Genomic DNA, 16,595 nt, shown 5'->3' on the forward strand with positions numbered 1-16,595 from the left:
CCAACCCACTCCTGCTTGAGGAAAGCGAAGCGGCGGATGATGCGTCAAAGCAGAAATAATGCCAAGTACATCACAGAAAAACCGCCCTCCAGGAGGGCGGTTTGGGCAGGACTCAGGCCAATTCGGTGAAACACTCGCCGATAATGGCCAAGCCGCGATCCAGCTCTTCGTCGCTGGCGGTCAGGGGGACGAGGATGCGCAGCACATTGCCGTAGCTGCCGCAGCTAAGCAGGATCAGGCCCTTCTGGCGTGCGCGGACCACGATCTGGCTGGTCAGCTCGGCGTCGGGCTGCTCGATATCGCCACCCTTGCCCAGCTCCATGGCGATCATGGCGCCCAGACCCCGGACGTCGCAGATCTGCGCGTGCTTGGTGGCCAGTTCGCGCAGGCCGGCGGTGAGGCGCTCGCCCACGGCCTTGGAGCGGTCCAGCAGTTTCTCTTCTTCGAAGGTCTCGATCACCGCCAGGGCTGCGGCGCAGGCGATGGGGCTGCCGGCGTAGGTGCCACCCAGGCCACCAGGGGTGACGGCATCCATCACCGTGGCCCGGCCGGTCACGCCCGACAGCGGGAAGCCACCGGCGATGGACTTGGCGAAGGTCACCAGGTCGGCGTCGACGCCCATCTGCTCCATGGCGAAGAAGGTGCCGGTACGACCGGCGCCGGACTGGACTTCATCGGCGATCAGCAGGATGCCGTGGGTGTCGCACAGCTTGCGCAGGCGCTGCATGAATTCCTTGGGCGCGGCATAGAAACCGCCCTCGCCCTGCACCGGCTCGAGGATGATGGCCGCTATGTCGCCAGGGGCCGCATCGTTCTTGAAGATGCGCTCGACGCTGGCGATGGCGTCATCGACGCTGATGCCGTGCAGTTCGCAGGGATAGAGCGCGCGATAGACGCCGCCGGGCATCAGGCCCATGCCGGCCGAATAGGGCGCGACCTTGCCAGTCAGCGACAGGGTCATCATGGTGCGGCCGTGGTAGGCGCTGGAGAAGGCGATGACGCCAGCGCGCTGGGTAGCGGCGCGGGCGATCTTGACGGCGTTCTCCACGGCTTCGGAGCCGGAGTTGAACAACGCGGTCTTTTTCGGGAAGTTGCCCGGCACCAGTTCGTTGAGCTTTTCGCAGACCTCGACGTAGGGCTCGTAGGCCAGCACCTGGAAGCAGGTATGGGAGACCTTGGTCAGCTGCTCCTGCACGGCCGCCACCACGCGCGGATGCAGGTGGCCGGTGTTGAGCACGGCGATGCCGCCGGCGAAGTCCAGGAACTCGTTGCCCTCGACGTCCCAGACCTTGGCGTTCTCCGCACGGGCGACGAAGATCGGGTGGGTCTGGCCGACGCCACGGGCGACGGCGGCACTGCGACGGTGCATCAGGGAATCATTGGTGTGGCTCATTGCAGTCCTCGATGGCCGCTCATCGTGGCGGCCGGCTACGGGAAAGACGCGGACCGGATTCCGGGCAGCATACGATGATCGACTGCCAACGGCCCGGCGTCCGCGCCGGGAAAAACTTTGGATCAGGCTGAGGGGCTGTTGGGCTTCGACGGTGAAACCGTCTCAACACAACCTACCTCGACCGTAGGTTGGGTTGAGCTCCGCGAAGCCCAACAGATCCAGCTAGCAGCGGTATCAGACGCCCAGGCAGAGGTACTTGATCTCCAGGTACTCTTCGATGCCGTACTTGGAGCCTTCGCGGCCCAGGCCCGAGGCCTTGACGCCGCCAAAGGGCGCGACCTCGTTGGAGATCAGGCCGGTGTTGATGCCGACCATGCCGTACTCCAGCGCCTCGGCCACGCGGAACACGCGGGACAGATCGCGGGCATAGAAGTAGGAGGCCAGGCCGAACTCGGTGTCGTTGGCCAGCTCGATGACCTCGGCCTCGTCCTTGAAGCGGAACAGCGGCGCCAACGGGCCGAAGGTCTCTTCCTTGGACACCTTGGCGCTCTTGGGCACGTCGGCGAGGATGGTCGGCTCGAAGTAGCTGCCCCCGTTGGCGTGGGCCTTGCCACCGGCGATGACCTTGGCGCCCTGGCTCACGGCGTCGTCGATGTGTTCCTTGACCTTGGCCGCGGCCTTGGCGTCGATCAGCGGGCCGATGGTGACGCCCTCTTCCAGGCCATTGCCGACCTTGAGCTTGGCCACCGCGGCCTTGAACTTCTCGGCAAAGGCGTCATACACGCCGTCCTGAATATAGAGGCGGTTGACGCAGACGCAGGTCTGGCCGGCGTTGCGGTACTTGGAGGCAATGGCGCCTTCCACGGCCTTGTCCAGGTCAGCGTCGTCGAAAACGATGAAGGGCGCGTTGCCGCCCAGCTCCAGCGACAGCTTCTTGATGGTGGGCGCGCTCTGCTCCATCAGCTTGGCACCGATCTCGGTGGAGCCGGTAAAGGAGATCTTGCGCACGATGGGGCTTTCGGTCAGCTCGGCGCCGATCTCGGCGGCGGAGCCGGTGACCACGCTCAACACACCCTTGGGAATGCCGGCGCGCTCGGCCAGTTCGACCAGCGCCAGCGCCGAATAGGGGGTCTGGCTGGCGGGCTTGATCACCATGGTGCAACCGGCGGCCAGGGCCGGACCGGCCTTGCGGGTGATCATCGCGGTGGGGAAATTCCACGGCGTGATGGCGGCGGTGACGCCGATGGGCTGCTTGATCACCAGAATGCGCTTGTCGGCCTGATGGCCGGGAATGGTGTCGCCATAGATGCGCTTGGCTTCTTCGGCGAACCACTCGATGAAGGAGGCGGCGTAGACGATCTCGCCCTTGGCCTCGGCCAGCGGCTTGCCCTGCTCCAGGGTCATCAGCCGGCCCAGGTCGTCCTGGTTCTCGATCATCAGCTCGTACCAGCGCCGCAGCTTGGCCGAGCGCTCCTTGGCGGTCAGCGCACGCCAAGCCGGCAGGGCGCGGTTGGCAGCGTCGATGGCACGCTTGGTCTCGGCGCGACCGAGCTTGGGGATGGTGCCTAGGGTCTCGCCGGTGGCCGGGTTGTCCACCTGGACGGTGGCACCGCTGTCGGCGTCGATCCAGGCGCCGTCGACATAGGCTTGCTGGCGAAACAGGGAAGCGTCTTTGAGCTGCATTACGGTCTCCTTGGCTGAAAGGGCCGGAAGCAAGGGCATGACACCCCTGCGCCTGCGATAGGATCAGGCCTGGAAACGCTGGCATCGCCACCGTTCAGCGCCCGCTCGAGCAACGTCCGAACCGCTATGGGCGTTCGAAATATTGAACGCATCCTAGGAGAATATTGAACCCCCGCGCAAGAGCGCCGGAGCGGTTTTCGCGCGGCCCTCCTCCTTGTTTATGCAGCCCTTGCCACGACCCGCGAAACAGTCGTTCAAAATCAACAACATCGTGCATCCGGGCATGGACGCTCAAGGGCAAGATGAGTATGATAGCGACCGATTCAGCGTCATCGAATCGCTGCACTCGTAGCTCAGCTGGATAGAGTACTGCCCTCCGAAGGCAGGGGTCGTGGGTTCGAATCCCGCCGAGTGCGCCATCTCCCGTTCACCGCTGCGTGAACCTCAGCAAAGCCCGCCATCGAGCGGGCTTTGTTGTTTCTGACGGTCTCTCAGGCTGTCCCAAGGCGCGAAGAGCGTTCATGAAAGGGACGTAGCCAGATTACCGGCGAAAATTATCTGACCATTATCACCATCCCTCGCGCGATCCTGATCTAAGCTCTGACCTCTAGACCCGCTCCAACCAGCCGGCCGGATGCCGATACCCTGGTGATCACTTCGCAAGGACGCCTCATGAAATACCTCCTGACCAGCTCGGTCACCCTCTTTCTCGCCGCTCCGCTCTTGACCGAAGACACCGCCCTGGCCCAGGCCGGCCATGCCCTTCGTCCGGGGATAGAGGCAGCGGCGCACTCCCTCAATCTGTCGCTCCTCCAGAGCAGCGCGGTGGGTAGAGGCCCGGTGGCCGACGGGGCTCGGCTGCAGTTGGCGGCGCTGGAGCGACAAGCGCGGTTGGACGACTAGTCTCAGGGCTTTGCCAAGGCCCGGCGCAGAGGCCTTCTTGAACGAAGCGCCCGCTCTGAGCTCTCAAGGTCTCCACTACGGCCACCCCGAGGAGACCTTGATGAAATCCTTGATTCCCCTGTTGCTGCTGCCCCTCGCCCTGGGCGCCTGTACCCGAGAGCCGGTTCGGCAGGACGACCTCGGCCTGCCGAGCTGCAATCTCCAAGAGCAACGCGCCGTGCCGGGAGAACTGGGCGGATCGATCACGGATCCGCGGCAGGCGCATGTCTCGATGCGGGCCAATGTGCTGCTGGCGGATGTGAGCACGGCGCGCAAGGCGCGGCGGATCAGTCAGGAGCAGGCGACAGCCTTCAGCGAGCGCATCGCCGCAGTGCGCAGCCAGACCGATGCCTTCGTACAGCAGCAAGGCTTTCTCAGCGCGGCTGAGCGGGCCAGTTTCGATCGGGAATTCGACGAGATCGCCGCGCAGATCTGCCAGCCACGTACGGCGCAGTGATCTCTGCCTAGCCAGGACGGGTCGAAAGACCGCCGCTCGAACGGCTAGGATAGCGGGGCCGATCAAGCGGTAAGGACCTTTGCCGCCCTTCTCTTCCAGCCCAAGGGACGACCCCGGCGATCGGTGGGCAGCGCTCCGGGACGGCCCGGTTTCACAGGAGGCCGTCTTTGGCTTGGTTCTATCTGGTTTGTGCAGGACTGCTCGAGGTGGTCTGGGCGTTCTACATGAAGCAATCCGCGGGCTTCACCCGCCTCACGCCGACGATCATCACCGGGGTCGCCATGGTAGCGAGCGTGGCGCTTTTGTCGATCTCCATGCGCAGCCTGCCACTGGGTACCGCCTATACCATCTGGACCGGCATCGGCGCAGTAGGCGCCTTCATGGTCGGCATCCTGCTGTTGGGCGAGGCGGCGAGTCCGCTGCGCATCCTGGCCGCGGCGCTGATCGTCAGCGGCCTGGTGCTGATGAAGCTGACGTCGTCCTGAGCGCTTGCCCCTAGCGCAGGTCCCCTGCTCGGTCGGCTTTTGGTCGGGCCAGCCAGATGAACAGCAAGCCTCCCACCAGGCCGCCCACGGCCATTGCCAGCAGGCCATCCAGGGTACGGGTGGCGTAGATGAGCACCGGCATGGGGGCGAAGGCGTCGATCAGGCGAATGGCGGCGATCAGGCTGACACTGGTGGCTAGCGGCACCACGCAGGCTAGATAGTCACCCATGCGACGGCCGAGCCAAAAGGCGGCGGCAAAGGCTGGTAACCAAGCGGCGAGCACGATGGCGGCGTAGATGGGTCCGAAGCCCAGCAGATCCTGTAGCGACGTCTGCCAACGGGTGGCGGCGTCTATCGACTGTCCCAAGCCCTGCAGCGCGGCCAGGTTGTACTGGGTCTGCACCAGGCTGCCCCAGGCGGTGGCCAGCAACAGGGCGGCGGCGAACGCCAGCAGCGGGCGGGGTCTGAACAAGGCGCGCCAGAGCGGTTTGGACATGATCGATCAGTCTCGAAGAGAGGTAGTGATGGTAACGACAGCGGATGCCTGCGGTAGACCTCGGCCGTCACGTAAAGCTTCCCGGCGTGGGGTCTGGTTTGTGTTGCTAACCGTTGTGCTGGGAAGCCCGTTGGCCACGGCGGCGCCCGCTTACCGGATCGAGACGGTAGCGACCGGACTCGAGCGGCCTTGGTCGCTCGCCTTTCTGCCCGATGGCCGGGCGCTGTTGACCGAGGGTGCCGGGCGTTTGCGGCTGCTGGTGCCGGATGGCCAGGGCCGACTCAGCCTGCAGGCGGAGGCCGTGAGCGGACTGCCCGAGCTCTATACTGAAGGCCAGGCCGGTCTGTTTGAGGTCATGCCGGATCCAGATTTCGCCCGCAACCAGCTGATTTATCTCTCCTATGCGTCAGGCACGCGCCAGGCCAATCACCTCAGGGTGGTGCGCGCGCGGCTGAACGGCGGACGCCTGCAGGACGTCCAGCCGCTGTTCACCAGCCAGCCGGCCAAGGCGTTCGGCCAGCACTTCGGGGCGCGGATGGCCCTGCTCGGCGACGGCACCCTGGCCATCGCCCTGGGCGACGGCAACGTCGAGCGCACCGACGCCCAGCGGCTGGATACCCATCTGGGCAAGATCGTGCGCATCACTCGGGACGGCCAGGTGCCGGCGGACAACCCCTTCCTCAAGCGACCCGGCGCCCTGCCGGAGATCTACAGCCTCGGCCATCGCAATCCCCAGGGCCTGGTGTGGGTGGCCGAGCGCCAGGCCCTGTACGAGCACGAACACGGCTCCAAGGGCGGCGATGAACTCAATCTGATCCGCGCCGGGGCCAACTATGGCTGGCCGCTGACCACCGGCGGCGTGGACTACACCGGCGCGCGCATCACGCCCTTTCGTGAATTACCGGGCATCACCCCGCCGCTGTTGGAGTGGACGCCCTCCATCGCTCCCGCCGGCCTGACCTGGTACGACGGCCAGGGCTTTCCCACCTGGCGCGGCAGTCTGTTCGTGGCGGCGCTGCGCGAGAAGTCGGTGCGGCGGATACCGCTGGTGAACGGCGTGCCTGGCGAGCAGGAGCTCTTGTTCCAAGAGCTGGACCAGCGTTTGAGAGACGTGCGCAGCGGACCGGACGGTAATCTCTGGCTGCTGACCGATGGCGAGGACGGCCAGCTGTTGCGGGTGGTACCGGGGTAGAAGGGGCCACTGCAGGAGACCCCGACTGCCCGATCAGACGGCGATGAAGGTGTTGTTGGCGCCCAGCAGGGTCAATTCGTCGATGGGATTGTTGTAGGCGTCGTAGACGAAAGCCTCCGGCAGATAGACGCTGTACTGGTGCCCTTGCTCTAGGTCAGTCGCCAAGCGGATGTCTACCAAGTTGGTCAGATGACGCACCGTGGTAGCGAGCTCGAAGCCAATCTTCGTGCCTGTGGTGACATCGAGTAGGAAGGCCTTCTCCAATAGCGTCGGGTCCACCTTCACAGGCGTCGGATAGGCTTCCGAGTAGAGATCCCGTGTCCCACGATAGATGGAGCTATCAAACAACAGATTGATGTGATCATCAGCACCAGGGCTGTAGTAGGACTGCTGATCGATACCGATCAGCAGCGGCGGCGTGAGGTCGGCGGGCAGAACCTCGAGGTCACGCGATAGGGCCGTCACCGCGACATTGCCGGCGGTATCGGTGGTCTCCACCAGGATCGAGCCCTGCGCATAGAAGCCCGGCTCCAGCTTGGGTGCGGGCCAGCCTCCCTCCCCCTGCTGCCAGGTCTGACCGCCATCGCTGGAACTACGCCACTGCTCGATGTCGCCATCGTCGAAGAAGCGGAACTGCAATAGGTTCTCAGTGGTGGCGCCACGGGTGGTGAACAGATAGAGTTGCGCGCCCTGGGTGTCGACCTTCCATTGAGCTTCGTTCGTCAAGGTTCGGCCGTTACCGTCGCCAGCAAGATAACTAACCTGCAGCTGACCTGCCTGGTAGTAGCCCGCGCCTAGTTGCAAGGTATCACTGCCGGCGCTCGCCACGGTCCAGCTCTGCCCTCCATCCAGGCTGTAACGCCACTCCTTCACCCCTTCCGGCAGGGTCACGTCCACCTGGCCGTTGCGGGTGATGCCGTCAGTGGCCGACACCCCGGTGTCTTCGTGCAGGGCCAGGCCCGGCGTGAGCGGCTGCCATTGTTCGAGCCGCGTCTGGAACAGCTGCTGGTCGGCGCTCTGGCCATCCGGGCGGCTCAGATAATCGATCATCTCGACGATGACCGCTGCCCTGGCGTCCTGCTGGGTACTGCCCAGGGTCTCCAGTCGGCCCAGCCAGAAGGCCTTGCCGTCGGCATCGGCGTTGCGTCCGAGCAGGTCGCCATAGCAGCCGTCGATGAAGGCGCTGGCGCTCTCCTCGGCCGGTTGCGCCTGCAGGCGCTCGGCGCCGTTGAGGAACAGGCGGACGAGTTGCTCATTGCCCAGGCCCTCGTCCAGTTTGGCGACCCAGAAACGGAAGCCTTCCGCGTCCGGGGCACGGCCCAACACCCCCCAATAACAGGCGTTCACCCGCGCTGCATTGTCCACGATCATGGTCTTTCCTCCTTGAAGCGGCCACCCACCGTGGCCGACCACTGGCTTATAGAAGGTGTCGCCAAGTGGTGCAGACCTGTGTCCGGATTCCTGTGGTGGGATCGACAGCCTTTCGCCTAGAGCGATAAGCAACAGGACGGATGAAAAGAAGGTCCTGGTCGAATCGTCGAGGTACTCGACGTTTCGTCAAATAAGGGACGACACTTCGACGCTCTGACGCTCACATCTGGCAGCGCCGTTTTTTAAGCTGGAGCCTCAACCACGGAGGATCCGCCATGAACGTCACCCTGCTCGGCGCCGGCCACATCGGCTACACCATTTCGCAATTGCTGCACGCCAGTGGCGACTACCGGGTGACGGTGGCGGATCGTGACGAACGTGCCCTGGCGGCCATCGCGGCCCTGGGCGTGCAGACCCGCACCCTGGACACGTCCGACGCCAGCGCCCTGACCGCGGCCCTGGACGACCAGGACGTGGTGCTCAACGCCCTGCCCTACCACCTGGCGATTCCCGTCGCCCAGGCGGCCAAGGCCACCAACACCCACTACTTCGACCTGACCGAAGACGTCAAGGCGACCAAGACCATCCGCCAGTTGGCCGAGGGCGCGAGCAATGCCTTCATGCCCCAGTGCGGTCTGGCGCCTGGCTTCATCGGTATCGCCGCCCACTCCCTGGCCAAGCGCTTCGACAGTGTGCGCGAGGTGAAGATGCGCGTCGGCGCCCTGCCGGAATTTCCCACCAATGCCCTGAAGTACAACCTGACCTGGAGTGTCGACGGTCTGGTCAACGAGTACTGCCACCCCTGCGAAGCGGTGCGCAATGGCGAACTGCAACTGGTGCAGCCGCTGGAAGGCCTGGAGCATTTTTCCCTGGATGGCGTGGAATACGAGGCCTTCAACACCTCGGGCGGTCTGGGCACCCTGTGCGAGACCCTGCAGGGCCAGGTGGAAACCCTGGATTACAAGACCGTGCGCTATCCGGGTCACCGCGACCTGATGAAGTTCCTGCTGGAAGACCTGCGTCTGGCCGGTGACCAGGAGCAACTCAAGAACATCCTGCGCGGCGCCGTGCCCACCACCATGCAGGACGTGGTGCTGGTGTTCGTCACCGTCAGCGGGATGCGCGGCGGCAAGCTGGTGCAGGAGGTGTTCAGCCGCAAGATCTTCGCCGCCGAGCGTGATGGCCGCGTGACCAGCGCCATCCAGATCACCACCGCCGCTGGCATCTGCACCGCCCTGGATCTGTTCCGCGAAGGCAAGCTGCCACAGCGCGGCTTCATCGCCCAGGAGCAGGTGGACATGGACGCCTTCCTGGCCAACCGCTTCGGCAAGGCCTACCAGCCGGTCTGATCGACGAAGCCTAGCGGCGCACCTGGGGTCCATAACGGTACGACCACTGTTAGAGGACCCTTTTTCATGCTCAGCGTCGCCATCGTCGGTTGCGAACAGATCCACGCCCAGGACTACCTGGACACCAGCCTGGCCGATCCGCGCGTGCGGGTGGTGGCCGTGGCCAGCGAACGCGATCCCGCCCGCGCCCGGCGCCTTGCCGCCCCCCATGGGCTGCCGGTGCTGGACGATTTCGCCCAGTTGCCCGAGGTGGATCTGGCCTTCGTCACCACCGCCATCGAGGATCACGAAGCGGCGGTGAGCGCCCTGCTCCCGCGCGCTCGCCATCTGTTCGTGGAAAAGCCCCTGGCCGTCTCGGCTGAACGCGCGACGGCGCTGGCGGCGCAACTGGCCGGACGTTCCTGCTTCAGCGGCTTCTATCTGCGTACCGACCCGGCCCTGCGGCAGCTGCGCCAGCTGGCGCGGGACGGGGCCATCGGCAGCCTCAGCCACCTGTCGCTCACCGCCGGGCACCCCGGGTTGCTGGAGGGCTGGCTGAGCGATTGGCCCGCGCATCTGGACGAGACGCGCATGGGCTATGGCGCCTTTGGTGACCTGGCGGTGCATCTGCTGGATTTCAGCGCCTGGCTGACTGGTGAAGCCCTGACGGTCGAGTACTGCCGCCTGGAACGCGATGCGCGCTGGCCACTGGATCATGGCGGCGAGGCGTTGCTCCGGGCCGGCCACCTGCCGATCCAGCTGCGGGCCAGCGCCACCCTGCGCGGTCCGCGATTGGCCATCCGGCTGGATGGCAGCACGGGCACCCTGGAGCTCACCGCTGGGCGTCTGCTGCTGCACGAGACCAGTGGTGAGAGCCAGGTGCTGGCCGAGGCGATCGCACCCGGTGTTCCCCAGGGCGCCCAGGCGGTATTCGATCAGCTGCTCGGTCAACCGCGTCCAGAATTGGCCAACCTGGAGGATGCCCTCGCGGCCAACGGCCTGCTGGATCGCCTCTATGGACGCGACTAGAACGTCAGGCCAGGCCGTGTTGGCCACCGTTACCGAGAGACCGGAGGGGTTAAAGGTCAGTCTGATGGTGCCGATAGCGAGGCATCCGGCGCAGTTCGGCTGGCATCCCCGTCGCTGAAAGGAATTCCCAATGGTCTGGTTCAACAATCTGGCGCTGGCGAAAAAACTCGCCGTGGCCTTTGGTCTTTGTACGCTCATTACCCTGGGCATAGGCGCAGCGGGCATGAGTGGACTCAACAGCCTCAATGCGCTGCTGAGCACCTTGCTGAATGACAATCTGCGCTCCATCGTTCAACTCAACGATGCCAAGAGCAACGTGATCGGTCATAACCGCGACATCTTCCGCCTGATGTCCATGGCCTATGCCAATGCGCCCCAGGCCGAGCAGGATCGCATCATCGCGTCTCTGCGCTCCAACCAGGCCGATGCCGAAAAACCCTTCGCCGCCTATCGCGCCACGCCCTTGGAGCCTGATGAAAAGGCCGCGGGTGATGCCTACGAGGGTGATTGGAAAACCTATCTGGCCGGCATCGACGCCGTACTGGCCCGGCTGGCCGCCAAAGACGTAGCCGGTGCCAACCAGTTGCTCAACGAGCAGGTTCAACCCAGCTATCGCAAGACCATGGCTTCTTTCAAGATCATGGTGGAATCCAACAAGCGGCAGAGTGCCGAAGCCGGTGTCGAGGCGCAGACCACGTACGATAAGGCGTTCTGGACGCTCACCGGTGGTCTGCTGTTGGCCACACTCTGCGCCCTGGCGCTGGGCATCGTCATTACCCGCCTGATCGTGGCACCGATCCGCGAGGCCGTTTCCAGCGCCGAGCGTGTCGCCCAGGGCGATCTGACCCTGCCGATCCAGAGCAGCCGGCGTGACGAAGCGGGCCAGCTGCTGCAAGCTCTGGGCGGCATGCAGCGCAGCCTGAAGGACACCGTGCAGCAGATGGCCGGTGCCGCCAGCCAGCTCGCCGCGGCAGCCGAGGAACTGCATGCCGTGACCGAGGAGACCTCCCGGGGCCAGGTTCGCCAGCACGACGAGGTGCAGCAGGCCGCCACCGCCGTCAACCAGATGACCGCCGCCGTCGAAGAGGTAGCACGCAACGCCACCTCCACCTCGACCGCCTCCCAGGACACCAGTCGCGAGGCCCAGCAGGGTCGCGAGCAGGTGCAGCAGGCGGCCCAGGCCATGGCGGTGATGACCCGCGAGATCACCGACTCCACCGAGAAGGTGCAGACCCTGGAAGGCCAGGTACGCGAGATCGGCAAGGTGCTGGAAGTGATTCGTGGCATCGCCGAGCAGACCAACCTGCTGGCGCTCAACGCCGCCATCGAAGCGGCCCGCGCCGGCGAGCAGGGTCGTGGCTTCGCCGTGGTGGCGGACGAAGTTCGCGCCCTGGCCCATCGCACCCAGGGGTCCACCGGCGAAATCGAACGGATGATGAGCGCCGTGCGCAGCAGTGCCGAAGAAGCCGTGAGCGCCATGCACAAGAGCCAGTCCCTGGCAGGGGATACCCAGGAGCGCGCCAACCGTGCCGGCGAAGCCCTGAACCGCATCACCACCGGGGTCGCCCAGATCGAGGAGCGCAACCTGGTGATCGCCAGCGCCGCCGAGGAGCAGGCTCAGGTGGCCCGCGAAGTGGACCGCAATCTGGTCAATATCCAGGACCTGTCCACCCAGACCGCCACCGGTGCCCAGCAGACCGCCGCGTCCAGTCAGGAGCTGTCGCGACTGGCCAATTCCTTCCAGGGCCTGGTCGCGCAATTCCGTTATTGATCGGTCATCCAGGAAACTTCCGACCAGCGGACGACCTGCCCTCACCCCGGTGAGCGGCAGGCCGCAAGCGCAGCGGTAGCCCTCCCGGTTCAATACCCTGGGACAGGGAATTGAACATTGCCCGTCAGCGCGGCTCTGACCTGAACCCCCTGAATGGATGCTCCCATGCGCTTTACCTACGATGCCCGCCGCAGCTATCGCCTGATCGGCCTGGACGACGGACGTCTGGCAGGTCAGTTACTGCGTGGGCAGCTGTACATCATGGTCGCCGGCGATGGGAAGCAACCGCAGTCCTATGCCCAGCTCGAAGACGATCAGCTGCGTACCGCCGAAGGCCGTCTGATCGGTTGCCGCGAGGCGGATATCCTCACCCTGCAGCGGACTGGTGTCGCCTTGCGTCTGGAGCCACTCGACGTCTGAATCGAGGCGGCTCCGAAATCGGCGCAGCCTTTAAAGGCAGGTTGATAAAGCCGTCCGGGCCGAGACACCCATCACCTATCAGTGGGAACCTCTCCCGCGAATTGTTGCTCCATTTCCTTGAACGTCATCGAAAAGATGCCAAACGGGCGCCTTTCGGCCCCCTTCAGGAGATGTCATGTCCAGCGACAACCAATACCGCATGCAAAACCCCCTTACCCAGTATCCCCAGCCGGAATTTCCCAAGCAGCCCCAGGAAGCCCCGGGCCTGGCGCAGGTCATGCAGCCCCGCCCCGACCATGGCGAGACCAGCTACCAGGGGTTCGGTCGTCTGGCCGGGCGCAAGGCGCTGATCACCGGGGCGGACTCGGGGATCGGTCGGGCCACCGCCATCGCCTATGCCCGGGAAGGTGCCGACCTGGTGCTCAACTACTTGCCCGAGGAAGAGGCCGACGCCCAGGAAGTGGTCAAGCTGGTGGAAGCCGAGGGTCGTAAGGCCGTCTGCGTTCCCGGTGACCTGAAGGACGAAGCCTTCTGCATCCAACTGGTGAGCAAGGCCAAGGAGGCCCTGGGCGGCCTCGACATCCTGGTCAATGTGGCTGGCAAGCAGACCGCCGTGCAGGACATCGCCGAGCTGACCACCGAGCAGTTCGACGCTACCTACAAGACCAACGTCTACGCCCTGTTCTGGCTGTGCAAGGCCGCGCTGCCACACCTGCCAGCCGGCGCCGCCATCATCAACACCACCTCGATCCAGGCCACCCAGCCCTCGGAGTTCCTGCTGGACTACGCCTCGACCAAGGCGGCCATCACCAACTTCACCAAGGCGCTGGCCAAGCAGGTCGCCAGCAAGGGCATCCGCGTCAACGCCGTGGCCCCCGGTCCCTTCTGGACCCCGCTGCAGCCCAGCGGCGGCCAGCCCCAGGAAAAGATCCCCACCTTCGGCGGCGAGACGGTGTTCAAGCGCCCCGGCCAGCCGGCGGAGCTGGCACCCATCTATGTGCTGCTGGCGTCCCAGGAGTCGAGCTATGTGACCGGTGAGGTCTATGGCGCTACCGGAGGCATGGGCTGACGGCCGTGGCGGCCTTCGACCCCGCTCGCCAGGATGGCTACGCGCCCCTGGCGGGCTACGCCGCCCTCTCCGATGGCCGTTCGGTCGCCCTGGTGGCGCCGGATGGCTCGCTGGATTGGTGGTGCGTCCCCAACATGGATTCCGCACCGCTGTTCGACCGCCTGCTGGACGCCCCGGCGGGCGGTTTCTTTTCGATCGCCCCGGTCGCCCACTATCGCGTGGAGCGCGCCTACCGCGAAGACAGCAACGTCCTGGAAACCTGCTTTCACACCGCCGAGGGCAGCGTGCGCCTCACCGAATCGCTCAACAGCGGCTCGGCCGGACGCCTGCCCTGGTGCGAACTGGGTCGTCGCGTCGAAGGTCTCTCCGGACGGGTCGAATTGCGTATCGAGCTGGTACCCGGGACCCAGGGCCAGACCGTCTCGCCCTGGATGCGCAGCACGCCCAATGGCGAGGTCATGCATGTCGACGGTGTGATGGCCACCCTGCGCTATTGCGAACGGCTGGAGATCCTCGAATGCGACGATCGCCGGCTGGTGGCGCGACTGGTACTGGAGGCCGGGCAACGCAGTGTCCTGGCCTTGACCGCGACCGAGAACGAACCCCTCGTAGTGCCGTCCCTGGACGAAGTGGACCAGCGCATCGACCGCAGCGATCAGGCCTGGCGTGAATGGGCCCAGGGCTTTGCCTATCAGGGCGAATTCCTCAGCGAGGTGAAGCGCTCGGCATTGGCGCTCAAGCTGCTGCTCTACTCGCCCACCGGTGCCATCGTCGCCGCCGCCACCACCTCGCTGCCGGAACGCATCGGCGGCGACAAGAATTACGAATACCGCTATGCCTGGGTGCGCGATGCGGTCTTTACCATCAAGGCCTTCCTGCGTCTGGGCGCCCTCGGCGAGGCCCAGGCGGCCCTGGCCTGGATCCAGAACGTCATCCGCCGCCACGGCAATCGCCTGCACACCTGCTTCACCCTGGAAGGCGAACTGGCACCGGAAGAGCGCGCCATCCCCGTACCTGGCTATCGCGACTCCCAGCCGGTACGTGTCGGCAATCGCGCCAGCGCCCAGTGTCAGCTGAGTCTCTATGGCGATCTGCTGGAGACCTTCCGCCTCTATGCCAGCAAGGGCCATGTGCTGGATTTCGCCACCGCCAGCCTGCTCACCGATCTGGCCAACCTTTGCGCCGATGGCTGGCGGCAGACGGATGCCGGGATGTGGGAATTGCCTGAAGAGCGCCACTACACCCTGTCCAAGCTGGGCTGCTGGTTCGCCCTGGATCGCGCCGTGACCCTGGCCCGCGACGGCCACATCCCAGACGCCATGTGCGGTCGCTGGGAGCGCGAGCGCGACCGCATCCGCGACTGGGTCAACGAACATTGCTGGAGCGAGCGCAAGCAGGCCTACACCTTCTATGCCGGTACCGAGCGCCTGGACGCCGGGCTGTTGCTCGGCATCCGTTTCGGCTTCGACGGCGGTGAGCGCTCGGTCAGCACCCTGGCGGCCATCCGCCGCGAGTTGGCCCATGGACCTCTGGTCTATCGCTATAGCGGTGCCGAGCAGGAAGAAGGTGCCTTCCTGGCCTGCTCCTACTGGATGGTCGAGGCCCATGCCGTGCTGGGCGAGGTGGACCAGGCGCGCGAGCTGATGCGCGAGGTCCTGGCCGCCAGTCTCAATGGTGTCGGCCTGATGACCGAGATGCGCGATCCCCGTGACGGCGCGGCCCTGGGCAACTTCCCCCAGGGCCTGAGCCACCTGGCCATGGTGCATGCGGCGCTGATCCTGGAAGAGCCGGAGCCCGAGGCGTGAGCGACCTGGATTTCACCCGCCCGGTGGACGAGGTCGCCCGGCAACTGATCGGCGCCACGCTCAGGCTCGAAGGTGTGGGCGGCCTGATCGTCGAGACCGAAGCCTACGACGGCGAAGATCCGGCCTCTCACAGCTTTGCCGGCCCTACGCCGCGCAACAAGGCCATGTTCGGTCCGCCCGGGCATGCCTATGTCTATCGCTCCTATGGCATTCATTGGTGCTTCAATCTGGTCTGCCGCGAGACTGGCCATGGCGCGGGTGTCCTGATCCGCGCCCTGGAGCCGCTGTGGGGGCTGGAGGTGATGCGCGAACGCCGAGGCGGGCTGGCCGATCGCCTGCTCTGCGCCGGTCCCGGCCGGCTGTGCCAGGCATTGGGCATCGACGGCAGTCACGACGGCCTGTCGCTGGCGGAACCGCCCTTTCTGCTGGAGCCGGCGACCGCCGCGGTGGCGGTGATCGCAGGCCCGCGCATCGGTATCAGCCGCGCCCGCGAAGTGCCCTGGCGTTTCGGCCTGGCCGGCTCGCGTTATCTGAGTCGCGGCTTTGCCAAAGCGCCCCACGTCAGCGATAACGGCTAGGCTGAAGGCAACGGCCTTTGCCACAACCTCTCGGAGTTCCCATGCGCGCTCGTCACCTGCTGCTGACTGCCCTGCTCTTGCCCCTGCTGGCCCAGGCCAGCCTGCGCTGCGGGCAGAATCTCGTCGAAGAAGGCGACAGCGTCGAGCAGGTCCTGGCCGCCTGCGGCGCCCCGGCCGATCGCAAGGTCAATCCCCCTGCCCTGCGCAACAACAACGTGCCCAAGTTCAATGCGGCCGAGACCCAGTTCTGGACCTATGGCCCGGAGAACGGCGCCTCCCGCCACCTCAAGTTCATCGATGGCAAGCTGGTGGAGATCAGGGTCGAGCGGTAGTGGGCGGGAGCTTCCCTCACCCCAGCCCTCTCCCAGAGGGAGAGGGGGCAAAGCGACTCCAACGTAGGTTGGGTTGAGCGCAGCGAAGCCCAACATTTTCAGGCGAGCCTTTCCATTGGTTGGTAGGCGGGAGCTTCCTCACCCCGGCCCTCTCCCAGAAGGAGAGGGGCAGAGCGGCTCCGGCGTAGGTTGGGTTGAGCGCAGCGAAGCCCAACATTTTTGAGGCGAGCTTTTCCATCGGTTG

At 65.4% G+C, this 16,595-nt stretch carries 16 protein-coding genes and 1 tRNA gene; 13 read left to right on the top strand and 4 right to left on the bottom strand.

From position 1 onward, the window contains the following. Window positions 1-112 precede the first annotated feature (112 nt). Together gabT and gabD are read right to left on the bottom strand one after the other, a co-directional pair. Entirely contained in the window at window positions 113-1,393 is a 1,281-nt protein-coding gene (gene gabT / locus C722_RS0112880; RefSeq protein WP_017640890.1) for a 4-aminobutyrate--2-oxoglutarate transaminase, read from the bottom strand. A gap of 234 nt (window positions 1,394-1,627) precedes the next feature. Then, window positions 1,628-3,076, bottom strand: a complete 1,449-nt coding sequence (gene gabD, locus C722_RS0112885; protein WP_017640891.1) for an NADP-dependent succinate-semialdehyde dehydrogenase — start codon at window positions 3,074-3,076, stop codon at window positions 1,628-1,630. A 342-nt stretch (window positions 3,077-3,418) separates the two neighbouring features. Between gabD and C722_RS0112890 the strand changes: the two genes are divergently transcribed. The 4 genes from C722_RS0112890 (at window position 3,419) to sugE (ending at window position 4,960) form a co-directional block, all read left to right on the top strand. Beyond that, a tRNA-Arg gene (locus C722_RS0112890) sits at window positions 3,419-3,495 on the top strand. 253 nt (window positions 3,496-3,748) lie between these two features. After that, complete coding sequence (locus C722_RS0112895) at window positions 3,749-3,979, top strand: hypothetical protein (RefSeq protein ID WP_017640892.1); 231 nt, start codon at window positions 3,749-3,751, stop codon at window positions 3,977-3,979. Between the two features lie 100 nt (window positions 3,980-4,079). Continuing rightward, complete coding sequence (locus tag C722_RS0112900) at window positions 4,080-4,475, top strand: hypothetical protein (protein ID WP_017640893.1); 396 nt, start codon at window positions 4,080-4,082, stop codon at window positions 4,473-4,475. Between the two features lie 167 nt (window positions 4,476-4,642). Further along, entirely contained in the window at window positions 4,643-4,960 is a 318-nt protein-coding gene (sugE, locus tag C722_RS0112905; protein WP_017640894.1) for a quaternary ammonium compound efflux SMR transporter SugE, read from the top strand. A 10-nt stretch (window positions 4,961-4,970) separates the two neighbouring features. On the opposite strand, the gene C722_RS0112910 is transcribed toward sugE, so the two are convergent. Then, complete coding sequence (locus tag C722_RS0112910; protein WP_017640895.1) at window positions 4,971-5,456, bottom strand: hypothetical protein; 486 nt, start codon at window positions 5,454-5,456, stop codon at window positions 4,971-4,973. Between the two features lie 100 nt (window positions 5,457-5,556). Between C722_RS0112910 and C722_RS0112915 the strand changes: the two genes are divergently transcribed. After that, window positions 5,557-6,648, top strand: coding sequence for a PQQ-dependent sugar dehydrogenase (locus C722_RS0112915; protein WP_026083822.1), 1,092 nt, complete (start codon window positions 5,557-5,559; stop codon window positions 6,646-6,648). A 33-nt stretch (window positions 6,649-6,681) separates the two neighbouring features. Here C722_RS0112915 and C722_RS0112920 read toward each other — a convergent pair whose 3' ends face one another. Further along, complete coding sequence (locus tag C722_RS0112920) at window positions 6,682-8,019, bottom strand: DUF4214 domain-containing protein (protein ID WP_017640897.1); 1,338 nt, start codon at window positions 8,017-8,019, stop codon at window positions 6,682-6,684. 275 nt (window positions 8,020-8,294) lie between these two features. Here C722_RS0112920 and C722_RS0112925 point away from each other — a divergent pair, with 275 nt between their 5' ends. The 8 genes from C722_RS0112925 to C722_RS0112960 all read left to right on the top strand — a co-directional run bounded on the left by C722_RS0112925 (window position 8,295) and on the right by C722_RS0112960 (window position 16,351). Further along, a complete protein-coding gene (locus C722_RS0112925) occupies window positions 8,295-9,368 on the top strand; it encodes a saccharopine dehydrogenase family protein (RefSeq protein WP_017640898.1) in 1,074 nt (357 codons plus the stop codon). Between the two features lie 66 nt (window positions 9,369-9,434). After that, window positions 9,435-10,376, top strand: coding sequence for a Gfo/Idh/MocA family protein (locus C722_RS0112930; protein WP_017640899.1), 942 nt, complete (start codon window positions 9,435-9,437; stop codon window positions 10,374-10,376). Between the two features lie 130 nt (window positions 10,377-10,506). Next, window positions 10,507-12,147: a methyl-accepting chemotaxis protein gene (locus C722_RS0112935; RefSeq protein WP_017640900.1), complete on the top strand. Its 1,641-nt coding sequence runs from the start codon at window positions 10,507-10,509 to the stop codon at window positions 12,145-12,147. Between the two features lie 165 nt (window positions 12,148-12,312). Further along, a complete protein-coding gene (locus C722_RS0112940; protein WP_017640901.1) occupies window positions 12,313-12,567 on the top strand; it encodes a hypothetical protein in 255 nt (84 codons plus the stop codon). Between the two features lie 175 nt (window positions 12,568-12,742). Further along, a complete protein-coding gene (locus C722_RS0112945) occupies window positions 12,743-13,636 on the top strand; it encodes an SDR family oxidoreductase (protein WP_017640902.1) in 894 nt (297 codons plus the stop codon). A 5-nt stretch (window positions 13,637-13,641) separates the two neighbouring features. Beyond that, window positions 13,642-15,441, top strand: a complete 1,800-nt coding sequence (locus tag C722_RS0112950; protein WP_017640903.1) for a glycoside hydrolase family 15 protein — start codon at window positions 13,642-13,644, stop codon at window positions 15,439-15,441. Continuing rightward, on the top strand, window positions 15,438-16,019 hold the full coding sequence (locus C722_RS24900; protein ID WP_017640904.1) for a DNA-3-methyladenine glycosylase: 582 nt from the start codon (window positions 15,438-15,440) through the stop codon (window positions 16,017-16,019). Before C722_RS0112950 ends, C722_RS24900 begins: the two co-directional genes overlap by 4 nt. 41 nt (window positions 16,020-16,060) lie before the next feature. After that, window positions 16,061-16,351 carry a DUF2845 domain-containing protein gene (locus C722_RS0112960; protein WP_017640905.1) on the top strand — a complete coding sequence of 97 codons (291 nt, stop codon included), beginning with the start codon at window positions 16,061-16,063 and terminating at the stop codon, window positions 16,349-16,351. Window positions 16,352-16,595: the final 244 nt, after the last annotated feature.

Source organism: Pseudomonas sp. 313, from assembly GCF_000316965.1.
Classification (GTDB): Bacteria; Pseudomonadota; Gammaproteobacteria; order Pseudomonadales; family Pseudomonadaceae; genus Chryseomonas; species Chryseomonas benzopyrenica.